General features: G+C 70.9%; 18 protein-coding genes. 7 read left to right on the forward strand and 11 right to left on the reverse strand.

What is annotated here, in order from left to right:
* Positions 1 to 88: 88 nt before the first annotated feature.
* From HCK04_RS32455 to HCK04_RS32480, 6 genes are all read left to right on the forward strand, one after another.
* The gene (locus HCK04_RS32455; RefSeq protein WP_142651190.1) at positions 89 to 2446 is read left to right on the forward strand and encodes a glycoside hydrolase family 3 N-terminal domain-containing protein; all 2358 of its coding nucleotides are present in this window, start codon (positions 89 to 91) and stop codon (positions 2444 to 2446) included.
* 157 nt (positions 2447 to 2603) lie between these two features.
* The gene (locus HCK04_RS32460) at positions 2604 to 4850 is read left to right on the forward strand and encodes a glycoside hydrolase family 3 C-terminal domain-containing protein (protein ID WP_142651191.1); all 2247 of its coding nucleotides are present in this window, start codon (positions 2604 to 2606) and stop codon (positions 4848 to 4850) included.
* 209 nt (positions 4851 to 5059) lie between these two features.
* Positions 5060 to 7276, forward strand: coding sequence for a glycoside hydrolase domain-containing protein (locus tag HCK04_RS32465; RefSeq protein WP_240972022.1), 2217 nt, complete (start codon positions 5060 to 5062; stop codon positions 7274 to 7276).
* Between the two features lie 166 nt (positions 7277 to 7442).
* Positions 7443 to 9434 (forward strand): SpoIIE family protein phosphatase, encoded by a 1992-nt coding sequence (locus HCK04_RS32470; protein ID WP_142651192.1) that lies wholly within the window; start codon positions 7443 to 7445, stop codon positions 9432 to 9434.
* A gap of 426 nt (positions 9435 to 9860) precedes the next feature.
* Positions 9861 to 10661 carry a DeoR/GlpR family DNA-binding transcription regulator gene (locus tag HCK04_RS32475; protein WP_221890004.1) on the forward strand — a complete coding sequence of 267 codons (801 nt, stop codon included), beginning with the start codon at positions 9861 to 9863 and terminating at the stop codon, positions 10659 to 10661.
* Positions 10662 to 10727: 66 nt separating this feature from the next.
* Positions 10728 to 11309, forward strand: a complete 582-nt coding sequence (locus tag HCK04_RS32480; RefSeq protein ID WP_260617493.1) for an ATP-binding cassette domain-containing protein — start codon at positions 10728 to 10730, stop codon at positions 11307 to 11309.
* A 163-nt stretch (positions 11310 to 11472) separates the two neighbouring features.
* Here HCK04_RS32480 and HCK04_RS32485 read toward each other — a convergent pair whose 3' ends face one another.
* A complete protein-coding gene (locus HCK04_RS32485) occupies positions 11473 to 11658 on the reverse strand; it encodes a hypothetical protein (protein ID WP_142651194.1) in 186 nt (61 codons plus the stop codon).
* 163 nt (positions 11659 to 11821) lie between these two features.
* Between HCK04_RS32485 and HCK04_RS32490 the strand changes: the two genes are divergently transcribed.
* Complete coding sequence (locus HCK04_RS32490; protein WP_260617494.1) at positions 11822 to 12640, forward strand: SAM-dependent methyltransferase; 819 nt, start codon at positions 11822 to 11824, stop codon at positions 12638 to 12640.
* A gap of 96 nt (positions 12641 to 12736) precedes the next feature.
* Here HCK04_RS32490 and HCK04_RS32495 read toward each other — a convergent pair whose 3' ends face one another.
* The 10 genes from HCK04_RS32495 to HCK04_RS32540 all read right to left on the reverse strand — a co-directional run bounded on the left by HCK04_RS32495 (position 12737) and on the right by HCK04_RS32540 (position 21575).
* Complete coding sequence (locus HCK04_RS32495) at positions 12737 to 13987, reverse strand: ROK family transcriptional regulator (protein WP_205830983.1); 1251 nt, start codon at positions 13985 to 13987, stop codon at positions 12737 to 12739.
* A 122-nt stretch (positions 13988 to 14109) separates the two neighbouring features.
* Entirely contained in the window at positions 14110 to 14580 is a 471-nt protein-coding gene (locus tag HCK04_RS32500; protein WP_142651196.1) for a hypothetical protein, read from the reverse strand.
* Between the two features lie 213 nt (positions 14581 to 14793).
* Complete coding sequence (locus HCK04_RS32505; RefSeq protein ID WP_142651197.1) at positions 14794 to 15183, reverse strand: hypothetical protein; 390 nt, start codon at positions 15181 to 15183, stop codon at positions 14794 to 14796.
* Positions 15184 to 15442: 259 nt separating this feature from the next.
* Positions 15443 to 15853 carry a YchJ family metal-binding protein gene (locus tag HCK04_RS32510; RefSeq protein WP_142651198.1) on the reverse strand — a complete coding sequence of 137 codons (411 nt, stop codon included), beginning with the start codon at positions 15851 to 15853 and terminating at the stop codon, positions 15443 to 15445.
* A gap of 496 nt (positions 15854 to 16349) precedes the next feature.
* A complete protein-coding gene (locus HCK04_RS32515) occupies positions 16350 to 16832 on the reverse strand; it encodes a hypothetical protein (protein WP_142651199.1) in 483 nt (160 codons plus the stop codon).
* Between the two features lie 279 nt (positions 16833 to 17111).
* A complete protein-coding gene (locus tag HCK04_RS32520; RefSeq protein ID WP_222709676.1) occupies positions 17112 to 17582 on the reverse strand; it encodes a lamin tail domain-containing protein in 471 nt (156 codons plus the stop codon).
* Between the two features lie 150 nt (positions 17583 to 17732).
* Positions 17733 to 18674, reverse strand: a complete 942-nt coding sequence (locus HCK04_RS32525; RefSeq protein WP_142651201.1) for a ribokinase — start codon at positions 18672 to 18674, stop codon at positions 17733 to 17735.
* 156 nt (positions 18675 to 18830) lie between these two features.
* A complete protein-coding gene (locus HCK04_RS32530; RefSeq protein WP_142651202.1) occupies positions 18831 to 19772 on the reverse strand; it encodes a nucleoside hydrolase in 942 nt (313 codons plus the stop codon).
* Position 19773: 1 nt separating this feature from the next.
* Positions 19774 to 20523 (reverse strand): glutamine amidotransferase, encoded by a 750-nt coding sequence (locus tag HCK04_RS32535; protein WP_142651203.1) that lies wholly within the window; start codon positions 20521 to 20523, stop codon positions 19774 to 19776.
* A gap of 29 nt (positions 20524 to 20552) precedes the next feature.
* A complete protein-coding gene (locus tag HCK04_RS32540) occupies positions 20553 to 21575 on the reverse strand; it encodes a phosphotriesterase-related protein (RefSeq protein WP_260617495.1) in 1023 nt (340 codons plus the stop codon).
* Positions 21576 to 21592 lie beyond the last annotated feature (17 nt).

Genomic DNA, 21592 nt, shown 5'->3' on the forward strand with positions numbered 1-21592 from the left:
GAGACGGCCGGGCCGATCGTCACCTGGGTCCCGTACGGCGTCTTCCGGGGCCGAGGCCCACGCGACGGATCGACAAGCAAGGGATGTCATGACATTCGTAGACGCGCCGGGGCTCGCGCCCTGGCGGGACGGCGACCGGCCTCTCGACGAGCGCGTGGAGGCGCTGCTGGCCGAGATGACGCTGGAGGAGAAGGTCGCCCAGCTCGGATCGGTGTGGGTCGACATCTCACCCGCCGGCTCGGAGGCGGCGGGTGGCAACGTCGCGCCGCTCCAGGACCTGTTCATGAAGGACGGCGCGGACCTCGCCGACCGGATGCGCGACGGGGTCGGCCACCTGACCCGCGTGTACGGCACCGCCCCGGTGAGCCCGGCGGAGGGGGCGGCCGGGCTGCGCAAGCTGCAGGAGCAGGTGGTCGCGGCCAACCGGTTCGGCATCCCCGCCATCGCGCACGAGGAGTGCCTGACCGGGTTCGCCACCTACGGCGCGACCGCCTATCCCACCCCGCTGGCCTGGGCCGCGACCTTCGATCCCGGGCTCGTGGAGCGGATGGCCCGGGCCATCGGCGACGACCTGCGCGCCGTCGGCGTCCACCAGGGCCTGTCGCCGGTCCTCGACGTGGTCCGCGACTACCGCTGGGGCCGGGTCGAGGAGACGCTCGGCGAGGACCCCTACCTGGTGGGACAGCTCGGCGCGGCCTACGTGCGCGGCCTGGAGAACGCCGGGATCATCTCGACGCTCAAGCACTTCGCCGGATACGCCGCCTCCCGGGCCGGCCGCAACCACGCCCCGGTCAGCATCGGCCCCCGCGAGATGGCCGACGTCATCCTCCCGCCGTTCGAGACGGCCATCCGCGAGGGCGGCGCCCGCTCCATCATGAACTCCTACACCGACATCGACGGCGTGCCGGTCGCCGCCAGCACCGCCCTGCTGCGCGGGGTGCTGCGCGACCAGTGGGGATTCGACGGCACGGTCGTGGCCGACTACTGGGCGGTGCCGTTCCTCGCCATGAACCACCACGTCGCAGCCGACGAGGCGCACGCCGGTGCGATCGCGCTGCGCGCGGGCATCGACGTCGAGCTGCCCGAGACGGTCGGCTACGGCTCGCGCCTGGTCGAGCAGGTGCGCAGCGGCAACGTGGAGGAGGCCCTGGTCGACGAGGCCGTACGCCGGGTGCTGCGGCAGAAGATCGAGCTCGGCCTGCTCGACGACGGCCCCCTCGTGCCGGAGGACGCCGGCGAGGCCGACCTGGACAGCCCTCGCAACCGCGACCTTGCCCGCACGGTGGCGGAACGCTCCGTCGTGCTGCTGAGCAACCCTGCCGGCGCGCTGCCGCTGGCCTCCGGGACGACCGCCCGCATCGCCGTCATCGGCCCGTGCGCCGACGACCCGCAGACCCTGCTCGGCTGCTACGCCTTCCCCAACCACGTGCTCGGCCGTTTCCCCGGCCACGGCATGGGCCTGCCCGTCTCCCCCGTCCTCGACCTCCTGCGGGCCGAGTTCCCCGACGCCGGCCTGGACTTCGCCCGGGGCGCCGACGTGTCGGGCGACGACACCTCGGGCATCGCCGAGGCCGCCGCCCTGGCCGGGCGGTCCGACCTCGCCCTGCTGTTCGTCGGCGACCGGGCCGGGCTGTTCGGCAACGGCACCTCCGGCGAGGGCTGCGACGCCGCTCACCTCGCCCTGCCCGGCGTGCAGCCGGAACTGGTCGAGGCGGTCCTGGCCACCGGCACGCCGACCGTGCTCGTCGTGGTGTCCGGCCGCCCGTACGCGATCGGCGCCTACGCCGAGCGCGCCGCCGCCACGGTCCAGGCGTTCCTGCCGGGCGTGGAGGGCGGCGCGGCGATCGCGGGCGTGCTCAGCGGCCGGGTCGAGCCCTCGGGCCGCCTGCCCGTCCAGATCCCCGGCTCGCCCTTCGTCAACCCCTCCACCTATCTGCAGCCGCCTCTCGGACTGCACAGCGAGGGGATCTCCGTGTCCGACCCGACCCCGGCCTTCCCCTTCGGCCACGGGCTGTCGTACACGACCGTCGCGTACGACGGGCTGACGACCTCGACGGAGCGGTGCCCCACGGACGGCACGGTCGAGGCGCGGGTGACCGTCACCAACACCGGCTCCAGGCCGGCGGAGGAGGTCGTGCAGCTGTACGCCTCCGACCCGGTGGCGCAGGTGGCCCGCCCCGTCGCGCAGCTCGTCGGCTTCGCCCGGGTGCCGCTCGCGCCGGGGCAGACCCGCGAGGTGGTCTTCGAGGTCCCCACCGACGCCTTCTCCTACACCGATCCCGGTCTGCGCAGGATCGTCGAGCCGGGCGTCATCGCGCTCACCGCCGGTCCGTCCGCCGCCGACCGTCCGCTGCGGACCGACATCCTGCTGACCGGCGACACCGTCGTGCTCGGCGGGGCCCGGCGGCTCACCACGCACGCGCGGGTGCAGGAACCGGCCTCCTGACCGTGACAGGCGCCGCGGCGGGCGGACCGGCCGCCCGCCGCGGCGCCGTCACGTCCGCCTGTCCTCCGCCGCCGGGAAGATCCCGCCGCGCCGCCGCTGCTCCCTTCCGGGGCAGGAAACACTGTTGAACTCTCCCCGTGAAGGAAAGGAGCTCCCGATGGCCCGGACCGACCTCGACGCGCTCACGCTGAACGCGCTCACCCTGGAGCAGAGGGCCTCGCTGCTGTCGGGCCGGGACTTCTGGACGACCAAGGCTCTCGAGGAGGCCGGGATTCCGTCCATCACGCTGTGCGACGGACCGCACGGCGTGCGCCGCGAGGCCGGCGGCTCCGACCACCTCGGCCTGAACGAGAGCATCCCCGCCACCTGCTTCCCGCCCGCGGTCGCGGTGGGGTCGAGCTGGGACCCCGAGGTGGCCGCGCGGATCGGCGCCGCGGTCGGCCGGGAGGGCCGGGCCCTCGGCGTGGCGGTCGTGCTCGGCCCCGGCGTGAACATCAAGCGCTCGCCGCTGTGCGGGCGCAACTTCGAGTACTACTCGGAAGACCCCCTGCTCTCGGGCGTGCTGGCGGCGGCGCACGTCAACGCGCTGCAGGCCGAGGGTCCCGGCGCGTCGGTCAAGCACTTCGCCGCCAACAACCAGGAGACCGAGCGCATGCGGGTCAGCGCCGACGTGGACGAGCGCACGCTGCGTGAGATCTACTTCCCCGCGTTCGAGCGGGTGGTCACCCAGGCCAGGCCCGCCACCGTGATGTGCTCCTACAACCGCGTCAACGGCGTGCACGCCTCGCAGAACCGGTGGCTGCTCACCGACGTCCTGCGCCGCGAGTGGGGCTTCACCGGCGTGGTCGTCTCCGACTGGGGCGCGGTGCAGGACCGCGTCGCCGCGCTGGCCGCGGGCCTCGACCTCGAAATGCCGGGCACCGGCGGCGCGAGCGACCGGCGCATCGTGGACGCCGTCCGCGCGGGCGAGCTCGACGAGGCCGTGGTGAACGCGAGCGTGCGCCGCGTCGTCGCGCTCACCCGGCGCCACGGCGGCGTCTCCGGCGCGTTCGACGCCGACGCCCATCACGCGCTCGCCCGCGAGCTGGCCGCCGAATGCGCCGTGCTGCTCAAGAACGAGAACGGCACGCTCCCCCTCTCGGCGGAGGCCCGCATCGCCGTGATCGGCGAGTTCGCCGCCAAGCCGCGGTTCCAGGGCGGCGGCAGCTCCCACATCAACGCCACGCGGGTCGACGCGGCGCTCGACGCGATCCGCGCCCACGCCCCGGACGTCGCCTACGCCCAGGGGTTCACCCTGGACGGATCGGGCGACGCGCGGGAGCTTCGCGAGGCGGCGGCCGAGACCGCGGCGTCCGCCGACGTCGCGATCGTCTTCGCCGGCCTGGGCGAGCGGGAGGAGTCGGAGGGCTTCGACCGGGAGACCATCGACCTGCCGGCCGTCCAGGTCGAGCTGATCCGCGCGGTCGCCGCGGCGGCCCGCCGTACGGTGATCGTCCTGTCCAACGGCGGCGTCGTGTCCCTGGAGGGCTGGCACGACGACGTGGACGCCGTGCTGGAGGGCTGGCTGCTCGGCCAGGCGGGCGGCTCGGCCGTCGCCGACCTCCTCTTCGGCGTCGTGAACCCCTCCGGACGCCTCGCCGAGAGCATCCCGATGCGGCTGCAGGACACGCCGAGCTACCTCAACTTCCCCGGCGAGGCCGGGCACGTGCGCTACGGCGAGGGCGTCATGGTCGGCTACCGCTACTACGAGACGGTCGAGCTGCCCGTGCGCTACCCCTTCGGCCACGGCCTGAGCTACACGACGTTCGCGACCGACAGCCTCACCGTCACCCGCACGGGCGACGACAGGGCGACCGTCACCGTGCGGGTGACCAACACCGGCGACCGGGCGGGCAAGCACGTGGTGCAGGTCTACGTGTCAACCACCGCAGGCCCCGTACGGCGGCCCGCCCGGGAGCTGCGGGCCTTCACGAAGGTCTCCCTCGCCCCCGGCGAGTCGCGCCTGGTCACGCTCCACCTCGACCGGCGGGCGTTCGCCTACTACGACGTCCGGCTCGGCCGGTGGGTCGTCGCGCCGGGCGACTACACGATCCAGATCGGCGAGAACGCCTCGTCCGTCGTGGCCGAGACCACGATCAGCCTCGGCGGTGACACCGTCGTCCCCGTGGTCTCACTCGACTCGACGCTCGGCGAGTGGCTCTCCCACCCGCTCGCCGGGCCCGCCCTCCTGCGGGTGCTCACCGGCGGGAAGAGCGCCCGGCCCGAGGAGGACGACGAGAACGGGCTGCGGATGGCCTCGTCGATGCCGATGGGACGGTTCCTGTCCTTCGCCGGCATCGACATTCCCCACGCGACCCTGCGGGAGCTGGTCGCCCTGGGCGGGTCGGACGGCCCGGCGGCCTGAGCCGCCGGCATTTCCGGCGCATTTTGGGATTTATGCCACCGACAAATCGCCTTTCCGGATGTGACAACCGAATATCGATAATGAACCGTTGACAGGATCGCACCGTATAGGGACGATCCAGATAATCCTCCGCATCTCAGGCGCAGGGCTCGTAGCACCACACCTCGATAAGTGCCGCATCAGGCCGAGAATCGGTACGGGAGAGTGCGATGGACGAGATGGTGCTCCGAGCACAACGGTTCATCAATTCGATCTACGGCAACGTGCCCGGCATCACCAAGGTCGCGGAAGACGGCATAACCGGCTGGTCGACGATGCGCGCGCTGACCCGATGCCTGCAACACGAGCTGGGCGGCACCGCGCTGTCCGACAATTTCGGGCCGACCACCATGTCCACCCTCCAGAGCACGTGGCCGTCCGTCGGTCCCGGCACCGGGGCACCGGCGAACCTGGTCCGGATCATCCAGTCGGGGTTGTACTGCAAGGGCTATGACGGCGGAGGAATCGACGGGATCTTCAATGATCATGTCGCCGCCGCCGTTCAAAAGCTCAAGTCCGACGCGGGCGTGAGCGGCGTATATCCGGGCGCCGATGTGGTGCCGAAGGTGTTCAAGGCGCTGCTGAACATGGACGCTTACGTCGTCGTCAGCGGTGGAAACCCCGTTGTCCGCTCGATCCAGCAGTGGATGAACGCTCGCTATGTGAATCGCACCGGCTTCTTCATCGTCCCCTGTGACGGATATTTCTCCAGGGACGTCCAGAAGGCATTGATGCTGGCCGTCCAGTTCGAGCTGGGGATGAGCGATTCCGAGGCCACCGGAGTGTTCGGGCCCGCCACCCAGGCCGGTCTCAAGGCCAACACCCTCTCCGTTGGCTCCTCCGGCCCCTGGGTGCGGCTGTTCTCCGCTGCGATGGTGTTCAACAGGCGTGACGGCGTCACCTTCACCGGCACCTTCGATTCCCAGCTGTCCACACAGGTCAGACGATTTCAGACTTTCGTCAAGTTACCCGTCACCGGCAAGGGGGATTTCCAGACCTGGGCCTCCCTGCTCGTCTCCACCGGAGACGCGACCCGTAAAGGCAGCGCCTTCGACTGCGTGACGGAGATCACCCCGGCGCGCGCCGACGCGCTCAAAGCCGCCGGCTACCGCATCGCGGGCCGCTACCTGTGCAACGTGCCGGACACCACGTTGAACAAGATGATCCAGCCGGGCGAGCTCGCGGTGCTGGCCGAGAAGGGCCTGCGCGTCTTCCCCATCTACCAGACCTCGGGTAGATCCGTCGATTACTTCGGGTACGCCCAGGGCGTCATCGACGCACTCGCCGCGATCGAGTGGGCCCGCCGCCACGGATTCAGATCCGGCACGCGGATCTATTTCGCCGTGGATTTCGACGCGCTGGACCATCAGGTGACGTCGAATGTCATTCCGCACTTCCGCGGAATCGCGAACACGATGAACGAGCACGCCAGAGGCTACAAGGTCGGCATCTACGGACCCCGCAACGTCTGCAGCCGGGTCAGTGCCATGGGCCTGACGTCGGCGAGCTTCGTCTCCGACATGTCCTCGGGATATTCCGGCAACCTCGGCTACCCCATGCCCGCCGACTGGGCGTTCGACCAGATCGCCACGATCACCGTCGGCTCGGGTGCGGGGAAGATCGAGATTGACAACAACATCGCCTCGGGTCTCGACGAGGGTCAGAGCAGATTCGACCCCGGCACGGTCGCGGCCGGCCTCGACGTCGACTTCGACATGAGCAAGAAGGGCGCACTGCTCCAGGACGTACGGAACTACCTGACGAGCATCGGCGTCCCGGAGGCAGGTGGCAGCGATCTGTTCGACAAGGACAACGCCACCCTGGGCTGCAACACCACGACCAAGGCGTTCGACATCACGCTGACCCACGACAAGCTGATCAGCGGTCTGGCGCGCCGTCTGAAGATGCGCAAGGCGCTGATCCAGGCCCCGATCCTGTGGGAGATCCGCAAATGGAATCCCGCGGACCTGGCGGCCGACAAACTCGTGCGAAGTCACTACACCGGCGGCCCGATCGGCACGAACGACTGCAGCACCGGGCTGGCGCAGATCTTCGCCGCGACGGCGATCAAAGCCCGCAATCACGCGATCCAGAAGGGCATCATCAGCGGCGCCATCCTGGACCCCGCCGACGAGACCGACCTCTGGGCGGTCTGGCAGAAGCTGCAGGACCCTTCGTACAACATCACCACCGTGGCGTACGTCCACATCTGGGGAGCCGCCGAGATAGGCGTCGCGCGCCCCGGCCTCGCCACCGGCGATGACAACACCCGCAGGATTCTGGCGCGATACAACGGCGTCAACGCCGCCGCCGAGAAGTACGGCCACGAGCTTCTCGGCCTCTACAAGGTGTTCGAGAAGCACAACGCGCCCCTCCGCACCCTCTAGGCCCGACCCGGCTCGGCACGATCGACGGCGTCGTCTTCCTTGAAAGAGGTGGCCAAGCTGGGACGACGGACAGCGCCGCAGAGACAATTCATGAATAGTGAATAAGCAAGGATCTACGTTCTGCTGTGTTGTAAAAGGCAATGCGGCGCGGAGGAGTTCGAAGATCATGATCTTGGACGTAGACCTCGACGGCTTTGACGCCCTGCCTGTGGGCGTGCTGGTGACCGGCGGATCGGATCACCGGCTCCTTTATGTGAACCGGGCCTATCAGGAGATGGTCGGCGTTCACCAGCGAGGAACGCCGATCAGGGAAGTGTTGAGCGACGTTTGTGTGGACGACCGTTTCGAGCTGTTCGACCAGGTGCTGGAAACGGGTGAGCCCGCGACGGTCGAGGCGCTTCCCTTCGAGGACGGCGGGCGAGGAAGCCTGCGGTTCGCCTCGGTCGGCATGTCGAAGATCATGCGGGAGGGAGAGGAAGGTCTGCTGATCGTGGTCGTGGACGTCACCGACCGCGTCTTCGCCGGGCGGCTCCCCGGTCCCGCCGCCGGGGATCAGCGGAGGTTCCTGCAGCGCTATCGCAACCTGGTGCGACTGCAGACACAGGCGGTATGGGTGACCGACCCCGTCGGCAAAGTGAGCGAACCGAGCGCCGGCTGGCAGCGGCTGACGGGACAGCCATGGGAGGAGCACCGCGGCAACGGATGGCTGAACGCGGTGTGCCCGGACGACCGTGAGCCCGCCCTCGAGAAGTGGGCCGAGGCGGTGGAACGGCAGGACATTCTTCACCAGGTCTACCGGGTCCGGACGCCGGGCGGCGACTACCGGCATGTTCGCGTGCAAGGCATACCGATCATTGAGGACGGCGAGATAGTCGAGTGGGTCGGCACCATCGCCGACATCGAGCAGGAGTGGCAGGAGCGACAGCACAGGCTGCTGCTCGACCAGGTCGCCGCCGCGACCGCGAACCTCGCGAACCTGGACGAGGTGCTGCGCGCGCTGGCCGAGGTGATCGTGCCCCTTCTGGCCGACGGATGCGCCATCTACGTGCTGCCGGAATTCGAGGAGCAGCCGATCTCGCTGCCTTTCGTCACCATGCCCGTGGCCGGCATCGTGCCGGCGGGCGCGACTCCCCTGGCGGGTCAGGAGGTGTTCGACGCCGACTCCGACTTCGTCGCGGCGATCACAACCCGCAGGCCGGTGCACCGGGACTTTCCCCAGGGGCACGCGCCGGCCGGTGTCGTGCTCAACGGCGAGTCGGTCGCCGGCGTCAACAGTTGCGTCATGGTTCCGGTGATTGTGGACGGCGCGGTGGCGGCGGTCGTGCACGCCGTGGTCGTTGGGGACCGCGAACCGCTCGGCGCCATGGCCGTCGAGCTCATCGGGCGGATGCTCGACCACGCGCACCCTCACCTCAGCAACGCGATGCGATTCCAGCGCACGCAGCGGGTCGCGCTGGCCCTGCAGAGGTACCTGCTGCCGGACCCACCGCAGGTGCCGGGCCTGGAGATCGCCGCACGCTACTCCGCGTCCGCCACCGCTGCGCAGATCGGCGGCGACTGGTACGACTCCTTCCTGCTGCCGGACGGCTCCCTGGTCCTGACCATCGGCGACATGGCCGGGCACGACCTGAGCGCAGCCGTCACCATGAGCCAGATCCGCAACGCGCTCAGGGGCCTCGCGATCGACCGGAGGGAGCCTCCCGGACACACCCTGCGGCGATTGAACGTCGCCGCCGAGGTCCTCTACCCCGAGGCCATGGGCACCTGCGTCCTCGCCCGTCTGGAGGAGCACGACGACGGCGGGCAGGTGCTCCACTACTCCGTGGCCGGTCACCCGCCGCCCCTGCTCGTCACCCGCGACGGTGGGGCGTGTTACCTGGACGACGCCGTCGATCCCGTGGTGGGCGTGGGTTACGACATGTCACGCGCGAGCAGCGTCGCGACGCTGCCCCCGGGCAGCACGCTGCTGCTCTACACCGACGGCCTGGTGGAAGTGCCGGGTGAGCACCTCGACGTCGGGCTGGAACGCCTGCGCCGCGCCGCCGCCTCCCTGGCCCAGGCGCCCCTGGACGCCTTCTGCGACATGCTGCTCAGCCGGCTGCCCGTGGCCCAGAAAGACGACGTCGCCGTCATCGCCGTACGCATACCCTACGCCTGAAACCGGTTACCTAAAGCTATTAGGTAAATAGGGGCACGATACTGGTGGAGTCACCTAGGCGTTCCGGCCGCGCGTCCAGCCGCACAGGACGTCAAGTTCCAGGCCGATGCCGAGGATCATGCCGGAGGAGAGCCGGGCCGCCTTCGGCGGCGACACCATGCGCTCCGCACGGCGCGCCGGCGACCACCTGCCATGGCGTGAGGGGAGAGTCGAGATCGGAGCCGCGGACACGGCACACACACGGGAAACGCGCCTTCCGACCGGAACCGATCAGATTCGGACAGGAGTCAAGTATCGTCCTCAAATAAGCACCACAGGCGGCCCCACTCAGTCAAGGGATCGGATGAATCGTTCATCCCCGGTCAGCGGTGCCGCGCCGTGGCTGGTCGACTATGACCGGAACCGATCACAGCGGAGGGTGAGGGCGTGGTCCACAGGGACAGCGACGGGCGCCGGCCCGTGTTCGCGGCCGAGCGCCGCCGGCGCATCCTGGAGTTGGTGCGGGCCAACGGGGCCGTCTCGCTGCGCGAGCTCGCCCAGGCGGTGCAGTCGTCGGAGGTCACCGTACGCCGCGACCTGCGCGCGCTGGAGTCGGAGGGCCTGCTCAACCGGCACCACGGCGGCGCCACCCTGCCCGGCGACCAGAACCGGGAGGCCGGCTACGTCCAGAAGGTGACGCTCTCCTCGGCGGAGAAGTCGGCCATCGCCGACCTGGCCGCGTCGCTGGTGGAGGATGGTGACGCGATCGTCGTCGGCCCCGGGACCACCACCCAGGAGTTCGCCCGCAGGCTGAGCAGGCACACCGAGCTGGCCGTGGTCACCAACTCGCTGCTGGTCGCGCAGGCCCTCGCCGACTCCCCGCGCATCGAGGTGATGCTGACCGGCGGCACGCTGCGCGGGCCGATACTCGCCCTCGTCGGCAGCGCGGCCGAGCGGTCCCTCGCCGGGCTGCGCGTGCGCCGGGCCTTCGTCTCCGGCAACGGGCTCACCGCCGACCGCGGCCTGTCCACCCCGAACATGCAGGTCGCCTGCGTCGACCGGGCACTGGCCGCCGCCGCCGAGGAGGTGGTCGTGCTGGCAGACCACACCAAGATCGGCGTCGACGCGATGGTGCAGACCGTCTCGGCCGAGCAGATCGACCATCTGGTCACCGACGCCGCCGCCCCGCACGACGTGCTCGACGAGCTGGGCGGCAAGGGCGTCCGCCTGCACGTTGCTCAGATCTGATCGAATGTGACGGCCTCGTTACGGATTTATCTTCTATCGGGCTCACCATTCACGGCGGAGGCAACCGTGCCGCAGGCCGCAGGTCTGTGCAAGAGCTTTCAAGGCGCGCCCGCGGGCACGTGGCCGATCAGGAACGCGATCCGCGCCGGCGTCGGGCTCGTGCCGGAGAACCGCCGGGTCGAGGGCATCGTGCCGACCCTGTCGGTGCGCGACACCATCGCGCCGGCCGCGCTCCCCCGCCTGTCGCGCGCGGGGATCGTCTCCGACGCGCACCTCGACCGGATCGTCGACACGTTCATGCGGCGGCTGGGCATCCAGGCCGTCTCACCCCGGCAGGCGGCCGGGGAGCTGTCCGGCGGCAACCAGCAGAAGGTGCTGCCGGCCCGCTGGCTGGCGATGCATCCGAAGGTGCTGCTGCTCGACGAGCCCAGCCGGGGTGTCGACATCACGACCAAGGTGGCCATGCGCTCGCTCCTCGACGACCTGGCGGTGGACGGGCCGGCGATCCTGCTGATCTCCTCCGACGTGTCGGAGCTGGTGGAGAACTGCGACAGCGTGGTGGTCCTGCGCGACGGCGCGGTCGTGGGCGAGCCGGCCGGGCCCGAGGTCAGCGAAGATCGCATCATGGGCGCCCTCGCCGCGGGCTGAGCCCCGGGGGCCGGCAAGGGGGCGCGCCCGGCGTGCCGTAGCCGCGCCTCGGGGCTGTCCCCGGCTCTGTCCCCGGGCCTGTCCCCGGGCCTGTCCTCAGCGCCCGGCCCGGCGGCGCCACACGGGCGCCGCCCGCGCGGCGCGCTCCGGCACATCTGCGTCCTCAGCGCCCGGCCCGGCGGCGGACCATCGTGACGAAGTCGGCCGCGGCGACGATCGCGAGCACGGTCGCGACGGTCGCCGCCACGAACAGCCCCGCCGCGTACGCCGTGATCGCGATGAAGACGCACACGACCAGCCCGAAGGTGGCCAGCACCATGCGCAGTCCCAGGGCGCCGCGCGGCTCCATGCCGTCACCTCCCCTCTCGTCAATCCCTACCCGAGCGAAGGGCATTTGCATAAGCACATCCGGCATTGCCGCTTGTCGGATCAGATGGTCAAAAACGGCGCTCGCGTCTCTAGGATGGACGTCGTCCCATGCCGCGTACCGACCCGCAAGTGGAGGACAGAGCGTGCACGAGGAGCAGGCGCCCGCGTGGGTGGTGGACCCCGGCACGCCGAGTGTGGCCCGGATGTACGACTACTACCTGGGCGGCAAGGACAACTTCGCGTCCGACCGCGAGGCGGCCGAGAAGATCATCTCCATCCTGCCCAACGCCCGCGACGTCGCCCGGACCAACCGCGCCTTCCTCATGCGGGCCGTACGGCACCTGGCGCGCGCGGGCATCCGGCAGTTCCTCGACATCGGCACCGGGCTGCCGACGCAGGAGAACGTCCACCAGGTGGCGCAGGCCGAGGCGCCGGAGTCCCGGGTCGTCTACGTCGACAACGACCCGATCGTGCTCGCCCACGCACGCGCCCTGCTCGCCGACAACCCCCGATCGATCGTGATCGACGGCGACCTGCGCAAACCGGAGTCGGTCCTCGGCCACCCCGGCGTCCGGGCCCACCTCGACTTCACCAAGCCGATCGCCCTGATCATGCTGGCCGTCCTCCACTTCGTGACCGACGACGCGGAGGCGGCGCGCGTCGTCGGCGCGTTCCGCGAGCCGCTCGTCCCGGGCGGCTACGTGGTGGTCTCCCACATCACCCAGGGCGACCTGGACGAGGACGCGGTCAGGCGGGGCCGCGACGTCTACACCGCGACCACCGCGGGCGGCATCGTGCCGCGCACCGCCGACCAGGTCCGCGGTTTCTTCGACGGCCTCGACGTGCTGGAGCCCGGCGTCGTGCCGCTGCACCTGTGGCGGCCCGAGACCGTGGAGCCCGCGTGGAACGGCAGGCCGGGAGGCGACATCATCGGCGGAGTCGGCCTCGTGCCCGGCCCCTGACCGGCAGGTCCGCATGTCTTCGAGCGGAACGACCCCCTGCGGTGCCGCGCTCCTGTAGCGCCACCACCTGCTCCGGAGCTGCGCGCAGTGGTGCGCTCAGAGGGTGGCCACTCGCCTCCGGGGGGCCGCGCGGTGGCTCGCCGTACGACGCCGCATCTCCGCGAGCACGTCGAGGGGGTTGGCCAGGAGCCTGGAGAAGGCCAGCTCGGCGGCGCCGACCAGCGTGACGTCGTCGCCGAGCGCCGAGACCCGCAGCCGCACCTGCTCGCGGGAGATCACCATGGCGTTCGTCTCCACCCTGCGCGCGACCTGCGCCGCCGAGCCCGGGTAGACGTCCCGCAGCATCCCTCCGAAGATCACAATCCCGGGGTTGAAGAGGTTGATCAGGTTGGCGACGCCGATGCCCAGCCAGTCGCCGATCCGGTGCAGCGCCTCCCCGGCCGCCGCGTCTCCCTCTCCAGCGGCCTCCACCACGGCGCGCACGCCCTCGCGGCCGCTCAGCTCGCCCGAACGGCCCGCGGCCTCGATCAGGGCGTGCTCGCCGACCTCCGCCTCCAGGCAGCCGCGCGAGCCGCACATGCAGGGCCGCCCGTCGTACGGGTTCACCACCATGTGCCCGAGCTCGCACCCGTAGCCGCCGTCGCCGCCGAGCAGCTTGCCGCCGACGATGATCCCGCCGCCCACGCCCACGTCGCCGTGCAGGTAGACCAGGTTGTCGAAGCCGCGGCCGACTCCGCGGTCGCGCTCGGCCAGCGCGCCCAGGTGGGCCTCGTTGCCGACGAGCACCGGGAGCCCCAGCCGGGAGCCGAGCTCGACGCCGAACGCCTGGTCCACCCACCCGACGTAGGGTCCGTATCGCACCGTGCCGTCGTCGGGCCGGATCATGCCGCAGTAGGCCGCGCCGACCCCGACGCACACCGAGCCCGCGCGGGCGCCGCGCCGCAGCTCGCGGCCGAAGCCCGCGAGCACGCCGACGACGTCTTCCAGGTCTGCGCCCGTACGCTGCCGGGCGGCCTCCCGGCGGTCGAGGATCTCCCCGCCCAGTCCCACGCGGGCCGCGACCAGGCGGTCGACCCGTACGTCGAAGGCCAGCACGTGTGCCCGGTCACGCTCCGGGCGGACCACCAGCGACGGGCGGCCCGCCCTGCCGGTGTCTGCGGGCAGCTCCTCGCTGACCAGGCCCGCCGCGGACAGCTCGGCGGTCAGCGCCATGATCGTGCTGCGGTTCAGGCCCATCCGGTCGGCCAGCTCGGAGCGGGAGAGCGCCCCGGCCAGGTGCACGTGCCGCAGCAGATCGCCGAGGTTGCGCCGGCGCATCTCCTCTTGGGACCGACCGGCTTTCGACATGGTGCGCAGATCCTGACGACTCGGAGGTTCCTCGTTGGCGGGCCGTGGACGGGAGGGACAGGGCCGAACCCCTTTCCCGTCTTGAGATTACCAACGGAGGCGCCCGCGGCGGAGGCCCGCGTTCACCGGCCCCCCGCTCGCCGTGATCCGCCGTGGCCGCGCGCTTTCGCCCTGGACCCGGCTCGCAGGGCCGCGGCCGGGGTCGGCGTGGGTGAGGGCGCCGCCGAGGGCATGCCGAGCGCCTGCGCGATGTCGCACGCCCGGTTGCCCCGGCACATCGCGTTCTGGATGCCGGTCCCGCCGGTCGCGACGTTGATCATGATCTGCTGCGTGCCGCGGTTGGTCGTGGTGCTCGACGCGGTGAGCCCGGCCTCGATTGCGTCCCTGACGGCCCGCGTGGACCGTTGCCCGGATGCCTGCGGCCGGGGCTCTCGTGGACGGGACTCGCGTGGACGGGGCTCCTGCGGCCCGGCCTCCTGGTGGCGCGGCGTCTCCCGCCCGGGGGTGCGCGTGGCCTCGGCGGCAGGGCCCGCGGGGGCCAGCGCCGCAACGACCGACGCGCAGGCGAGGAGACCGAGAGCGATCTTCCTCATGGCCGTCCCGCCGTACCGCTGACACTTCATCGCGCGCTCCCGCCAGTCACCGCCACAACGCTCCGGGCGGCCCTTTTCGCCCAGGAGATCTCAGGCTAGTGACGCGACGGATTCCCGCGCCCGATCCGCGCGGCGTCTTACGGCATCATTGCCATATCAGTCAGCGCGCCCCCGCATTCGTGGAATCCACGGCCCACGCGTATTCAAAGGCGATCACCATCCATTGGAAGTGATGGGCATGTTCTGCCGGATGTTGCACTTCCTCGGGCCGGGGCCGCAGAAGGCGCCCTGGGTGCTGATGCGCCCGCCGTTCGTGATGCCGGTCTGCTGCTGGCCGATCATGAAGGTCGGGGCGAACACGCCGTTGAGATTCTGGTTGAACCTGCCGTTGCCCGACTTGAACTGCCGCGCCGTGGCCGTACCGCCCGACGCCACCTGGCCCCCGCCGCCCCCGTGCCCGTACGCCCTCATCGGCGCACGGGTCCGGGCCTGCGCGAACGCGCTCGCCTCCTGGGCAGCGGCGCTCCACGCGATCGCGGCCACCAGAACGGCCAGCGTCAGCCGACGGGCCGTCAGGACCCGGAGCGGCCGTGAGCGGGACATGCAGCGGCGAGACATCGTGGAACGCACCTACCTACCAGGCCATTCGGCAATGGGCTTTCGTCGCGGACATAAGCAACGTTGACCTCATACCCCGCATCATGGCCCCGGCCCCGCCCATGCCAAGCGCGGCATCGATGATGACGCATTTTTTGTCGCTATGCCTTTCGGCCCGGCATCAGGCACCTATGCCCTCAAATGCCGCTATTCGCATAAATCCGGAAAGCGGCATTTCCGGGGCTCGGCATGGCCTTCGCGCGGCTCATTCACCGACGGCGTCGAGATAGACCCAGGCGCCTTCGTGGCGGACGAAACGGCTCTGCTCCCGCATCTCGCCGGGCTGTCCCCGGTAGTCGTACCGGGCGCGGAAGGTGACGGTGCCGTCGGTGTGGATGGGGCTCCCGCCTGTGGCCGCCTCGATCTCCAGCCCGGTCCACCGCATGCCCGAGTCGAAATCGACCCGCCCCGGACGGGTGGAGGGATGCCAGGTGCGCAGCAGGTATGCCTCGTCCTCGACCGCGAACGCGGAGAAGCGCGACCGCATCAGCGCCTCGGCCGTCGGCGCGGACTGTCCCGCGTGGAACCGGCCGCAGCAGTCGCCGTAGACGGCCGGCAGGCCACAGGGACAGGGCTCACCGGCGCGCGGCCGGCGGGAACGAGAGGTGCGGCTCACCCCGCGAGGTTATCGCCCCCGGCCGAGCGCTCGCTCCGCCGTCCCGGCCCCTTCGCCTGGACCATGCGGGACGTCGGCAGTGCCCTTCTCCAGCCGCCCAAGGCTCTTCGCCCGGACCATACGGACGCCCCTCGGTGCGCCTTTCCGACCGTGCGAGGACCCGGAAGCATCGGTACGCCTTCCATCAGGCGTTCCACATGGCGGCGGGCCGAGTGTCGGCTCCACCCGGCCCGCCTTCACGGGACCCCCGATCTCATGTCCAGGAGACCCGCTTGATGAGACTGTACAAAGCGATCGCCACAGGTGTCCTGACCGCCACAGCGGCGACCGGAACCGTGGTGGCAGTGCCCGCGTTCACCGAGACCGCCGCCGGCGCGGGCTGTGATCGCGACGAGGTCCCGGCGTCGAGGGTTCATGGTGGAACCGTACGCCGGGGACCTCGCCGTTCAGCCGTCCGCGCCGCCGCCGGCGCATGCCGATCCGTCGCGGAAACGGCTCAGTTGTAGGGGTTGTCGTAGGTGTAGGTGCTCTTCGTACGCGTCTGGTACTGGCCGTTGCTGCCGAACCACCCGCCGGTCACGTCGAAGCGGACGTTGCGGACGGTGCCGCCGAAGTTCACCTCGCTGTTGTAGACGGCCGTCTGCTGGCACCCCGGCAGGCTCGTCGAGCCGGTCTGGGACGGCCAGGACGTGCTCGTGCCGTTGACGACGACCTGGAACGAGGGCGCGGGATAGGCGTGCTGCCAGCACAGGGTCAGCGAGTAGCGGTACTTCGTGTTCCCGTCGTCGAACGCCACCGTGCCCTGGAGAAGGGCCAGCTGCGTCGCGTTGCCGTCGTTGCTCACCAACTGCAGATAGACAGGCTGGTCGGCGCTGTACGCCGCGTGCGCGGGGCCGAGCGGCAGGAGCGCGGTGGCGAGCGCCCCGCCGGCCATGGCGAACGTCGCCGCGAGGCGGCGTCCTCTTGAGCGTGCGGTCAATTCACACCTCATCCGTTGCAGGAGTGCCGAGTGCCCGGAGGCTATTTCGACTTGCACGGACCTATCCAGAGCGGCGATCGCGAGGGCTCGATCCGGTCGGGCGTTAAACCCGGCCCTTCCGGGGACCTTGGGAACGCCGTTCCGTCACGACCAGGAGAGAGAGGACGACGACCCCGGTCGAAATTCCGCCGTGACCGCTGAATGTTTCACATGGCGCAAGAACGGACAAAGCGCCCCCGGCGGCACTCCGCCGGGGGCCGGGTCACGACCGGGCCGTGGTCAGCAGATCTTGTAGTCCTGCCGCGAGGAGTTGTACGCGCAGGAGTCGACCAGCTTGCCGGAGGCGTTCCGCAGGAACGCCTTGTCCTTGGTCTGGTTCCAGATGTACGCGAGCGTCCCCCCGCTCCTGCCCCAGTAGAGGGTGGTGGAGGTGTTCTTCCCCCGGCCGGTCCGCAGGGTGACCGTCTTCCCGGCTCCGAGAGTGAACCGGCCGAACGTGTAGACGTGGTCCGAGCGCTTCGTGTCGTCGCGGACGGTCCAGCCCTTGAGGCTGACGGCCTTCTTCGTCGTGTTCTTGATCTGTATGTACTCGCCGTTGAGGCTTTTGTTCGACCCGTTGTCCGGCGAGCCGGGCGAGTCGTAGTAGATCTTCGTGATCCGTACGGCGGGACCCGCCGCGTGGGCGGGCTGGGAGACGGCGGCCACGCTGACGGCCACCGCTGCGGCCGCGAGCAGAGATCGGGTACGCACAGGACGCTCCTGGGGTGGGGGGACACGATCGAACTTGATCATATGGACCGCCCCTCACGTCGCTTGCACCGTTCCATCTCGGTTCGGCATCCGATGGACCCGGTGAAGGCCACGACGCGCCGCGCACCGCCGTCTTCGCGACCGGGGCGCTCAGTGAGCGGTTTCCTCGCCCATGGCATCGAGCAGTTCGTCCACCGCCTTCCGGTCGGGCAGGGAGGCGCCGGCGCCGGGCAGTGTGGTCGCCAGGGCTCCGGCGGCCATCCCCCGGCGGATCGCCGTGGAGACATCAAGGCCCGCCGCGAGGGCCGCGCCGAAGGAGCCGGTGAAGGCGTCACCCGCGGCGGTGGTGTCCACGGGCGTCACGGGGTAGGCCGGGAAGTGCCGGGCGCGCTCGGGGGTGACCGACAGCGCGCCGGCCGATCCGAGCGTGATGAGCGCGTGCCGCACTCCGCGGTCGAGGAACCAGGCCGCGGCCCGCTCGGCGGACTCGACGTCGACGACCTCCACCCCGGTCAGCGCGGCGGCCTCGCTCTCGTTGGGGGTCACGACGGCGACGTGCGGCCACACCCGGTCGGGCAGCGGCTGGGCGGGCGCGGGATCGAGCACCACGGTCAGCCCGGCCCGCGCCCCCGCCTCGGCCGCGTGGCAGGCGACCTCCACGGGGATCTCTAGCTGGAGGAGAAGCACGCTCGCTCTGCCGCGTACGGCCCGGATGCTCTCGTCCACCATCTCCGCGGTGAGATCGGCGTTGGCGAGCGGAGTCATGACGATGTCGTTCTCGCCCGACGCGTCGACCCTGATGTGCGCGATGCCCGTACGGCTGCCTACGGAGCGGACCTCCGTCAGCGTCACCCCGTGGGCGCGCAGCGCCGACGACACGATGTCGCCGAACGGGTCCGTGCCGACGCAGCCGACGAGCCAGGTGGGCGCTCCCGCACGGGCGGCGGCGACCGCCTGGTTGGCGCCCTTCCCTCCGAGGTTCACGGTGACGTCGTCGCCGAGAACGGTCTCCCCCCGGCGCGGGAGGCGGCGGGCGAAGGCGGTGACGTCCGCGGAGATGCTCCCGACGACGACGACACCCTTCGGTCGCATGGCGTTCCTCCTGTCTCAAGCTGTCAGGTGCATGGCGCGCGGCGCGCGGCGCGCGGAGTGCGGGCGCGGAGTGCGGGCGCGGGGCGCGGTGTGCTGCCATCTCGTCCGGTCGCGCCCGCGCGTGGCCGGCCTGCCGTACGCCGTGGGCGGCGACGCTCAGGAGGCCCGGCCGAGCTCCTCGATGGCGCCGATCATGAGGTTCCAGAACCGGTCGCGGTCGAGGCCGATCCCGACGTTCGCGTTGGGCTCCCAGTCCATGCGGCGGTGCAGGTCGGCCACGGTCGCGCCCCGGGTGTGCCGGCCGTCCAGCTCGATCCGCAGACCCACCCGTTCGTACGTCATGACCTCGGGATCGATCAGGTACGCCACGGTGATCGGGTCGTGCAGCGGCGGCGCGGGGAATCCCCAGGTCTCGTGATAGGTGGAGCCGAAGAACGTGAGCAGCTCCACGCAGACGCGGGCGAGCGGGGTGCCGAGCGCCTCGATCCTGCCGAGCACGTCGGCGGTGACCAGCGCCTGGTGGCTGACGTTGAGCCCGACCCACGTCGTCGGCACGCCGCTGTCCAGAACCTCCGCCGCCGCCTCCGGATCGGCGTAGACGTTGAACTCCGCGTACGGCGTGTGGTTGCCGCGATCCGTGGAGCCCCCCATGATCACGATTTCCCTGATCCGCTCGCGGTCTTCGGGGTGGCGGCGCAGCAGGGTGGCGATGTTCGTCAGCGGGCCGATGGCCACCACGGTCACCGGCTCGCCGGCGGCCGCCAGCGTGTCGTGGATGAGGTCCACACCGTGGCGGGGGTCGAGCGGGACGCTCGGCTCCCCGAACGCCGGGCCGTCCAGGCCGCTCTCCCCGTGCACGTAGTCGCCGATCTCCAGCGGCGCCGCGAGCGGGCGGTCGCAGCCGGCGGCGACCGGCACATCGGTGACGCCCGCCAGGCTCAGCATCCGCCGCGCGTTGAGCGCGGTCTTCTCCACGGTCTGGTTGCCCGCGACCGTCGCGACCGCGCGCAGGTCGATCGCCGGGTCGGCCACCGCGAGCAGGATGGCCATGGCGTCGTCGTGCCCGGGGTCGCAGTCGAGGATCACCGGGATCGGCATGTCAGATCTCCTTCGCGAGCCAGCGGACCGCCCGGGTGAACAGCGTGCGGTAGCCGTCCCAGGAGACGAACTCGTCAGGGCACCAGTGCGGCGCGATGTCGGAGGCCCAGGCGAGCGTCCGGCCCGCCCCGGCCTGCCGTACGGCGAGCAGGGGGTCGCCGGCGACGGTCGCGAGCAGCGTCGCGTCGTCGGGCAGCGTGAAGCGGTTGTAACCGAGCAGGTCTGGCCACTCGGCGGGGAGCCCGGCGACGATGGGGTGCGTCTCGTCGGCGAGCAGGCCGGGCACGCCCTGCGGAGCCTCGACGCGGTCGTCGTAGCGGGAGATCCGGGCGGGGAGCACCCGTTCGACCGCCGTGCCGGCGAACGCGGCCTTGGCCTCGAAGCCCTGGAAGCTCAGGTAGCCGCCCGCCATGGCGAGGCCGCCGCCCTGCTCCACCCAGCCGGCCAGCAGGTCGAGCCGGTTGACGGTCTTCTCGCTGGCCAGCCAGGTGGCGGGATGCAGCAGGATGCTGTTGGCCCCGATGTCGGAGAGCACGATCACGTCGTAGGCGGCCAGCGCCTCGGGCGTGCCGGGGAACAGCGCGGGCACGTCGTGCGCGGGCAGGTGGTCGACCTCGATGCCGTCGGCGACCAGGACGTCCCGCAGCGGATCGATTCCGGTGTGGTAGGTCGTCGAGGTGAACGAGTCGAAGCCCTTGTAGTGGGTCGACACGCTCACCCACGATTCGCCGGCGACCAGCACGCGGGTCATGGAAATCGTCTCCTTCTGTTCGTGTGTGATCAGTGGCCGCGCGCGGCGGCGAGGAAGAGCTCGCGCGGGTTGTCCGCGAGCAGCCGGGTGGTGTCACCGGCGGTCAGTCCGTGCCGGTGCAGGCGCGGCACGAAGTGGGTGAGGATGTGGGCGTAGCCGGTGCCGCCGTAGCGCACGAGCATGGTCTTCAGGAACACGTCCTGGGAGAGCAGGACCTTGTGCCCGAGCCCGGCGCGGACCAGCCAGGCCACGGCGGCGGCGTTCTCCTCGTCGCATGGAGACTGCCCCTCGCCCGGATAGAGATAGTCCATGCCGCACATGTCGTAGCCGAGGTAGGCGCCGCGCAGGGCGAGGGACACCTGGTAGTCGCGGTCCGCGCCGCTGGGGTTCAGGTGCGAGAGCAGCGTGCCGGCGAGCAGGCCGCCCTCCTCGGCGACGACGTCGAGCACGCGGTGGCCGTGCCGCACCCAGCCGGGAAGATGGACCGAGAGCGGCACGCCGGTGCGGGCCTGCGCCCGGGCCGCGCCGCGCAGCACTTTCTCCTCCTCGGCGGTGAAGTCCGGCGAGACGCCGATCTCGCCGATCACACCGGCCCGGACGCCGTCGACGCCTTCGGTCAGGTCACGCTCGATCTCGTCGGCGATGTCCGCGGCGGTCATCGAGCGCACTCGGGCGGGGTGGGTCCTCTCGAGGTAGAAACCGCAGCCCATGACGATGTTCAGCCCGGTGGCACGGGCGATCGCGACCAGCTCGGCGGGCGCCCGTCCGATCCCCTCGGGAGTCACTTCGAGCACCGTGCGCCCGCCGCGCCCGGCGAACCTGCGCACCTCCTCGATGGCGGTCCCCGTGTCGTCCAGCGACACGTTGTCGCGAGAGAGGTACGGGTCGTTGCGGAGCCTGCCGAGGAACTCGATCCGTACGGGGTCGCGGGCGATCAGCTCCCCCTCGGCGTCGCCCTCGGGCGCGGGATGCCAGGCGCGGGCGCCGTCGTTGCGCAGGTGCTCGTGGCAGAGCGTGATCCCGAGGTCGTCAGGGGAAACCGGGCCGAGCACGGTCGTCACAGTCGTCG

It is taken from the genome of Microbispora sp. CL1-1 (genome assembly GCF_012034195.1).
Taxonomy (GTDB): Bacteria; Actinomycetota; Actinomycetes; order Streptosporangiales; family Streptosporangiaceae; genus Microbispora.

Excerpts from the sequence above, each read along its gene's own strand:
- HCK04_RS32535 (WP_142651203.1), bottom strand. The coding sequence starts at position 20,523 with ATGACCCGCGTGCTGGTCGCCGGCGAATCGTGGGTGAGCGTGTCGACC.
- HCK04_RS32465 (WP_240972022.1), top strand. The coding sequence starts at position 5,060 with ATGGACGAGATGGTGCTCCGAGCACAACGGTTCATCAATTCGATCTAC.
- HCK04_RS32505 (WP_142651197.1), bottom strand. The coding sequence starts at position 15,183 with ATGTCCCGCTCACGGCCGCTCCGGGTCCTGACGGCCCGTCGGCTGACG.
- HCK04_RS32460 (WP_142651191.1), top strand. The coding sequence starts at position 2,604 with ATGGCCCGGACCGACCTCGACGCGCTCACGCTGAACGCGCTCACCCTG.
- HCK04_RS32500 (WP_142651196.1), bottom strand. The coding sequence starts at position 14,580 with ATGAGGAAGATCGCTCTCGGTCTCCTCGCCTGCGCGTCGGTCGTTGCG.
- HCK04_RS32525 (WP_142651201.1), bottom strand. The coding sequence starts at position 18,674 with ATGCGACCGAAGGGTGTCGTCGTCGTCGGGAGCATCTCCGCGGACGTC.
- HCK04_RS32455 (WP_142651190.1), top strand. The coding sequence starts at position 89 with ATGACATTCGTAGACGCGCCGGGGCTCGCGCCCTGGCGGGACGGCGAC.
- HCK04_RS32470 (WP_142651192.1), top strand. The coding sequence starts at position 7,443 with ATGATCTTGGACGTAGACCTCGACGGCTTTGACGCCCTGCCTGTGGGC.
- HCK04_RS32485 (WP_142651194.1), bottom strand. The coding sequence starts at position 11,658 with ATGGAGCCGCGCGGCGCCCTGGGACTGCGCATGGTGCTGGCCACCTTC.
- HCK04_RS32530 (WP_142651202.1), bottom strand. The coding sequence starts at position 19,772 with ATGCCGATCCCGGTGATCCTCGACTGCGACCCCGGGCACGACGACGCC.
- HCK04_RS32495 (WP_205830983.1), bottom strand. The coding sequence starts at position 13,987 with ATGTCGAAAGCCGGTCGGTCCCAAGAGGAGATGCGCCGGCGCAACCTC.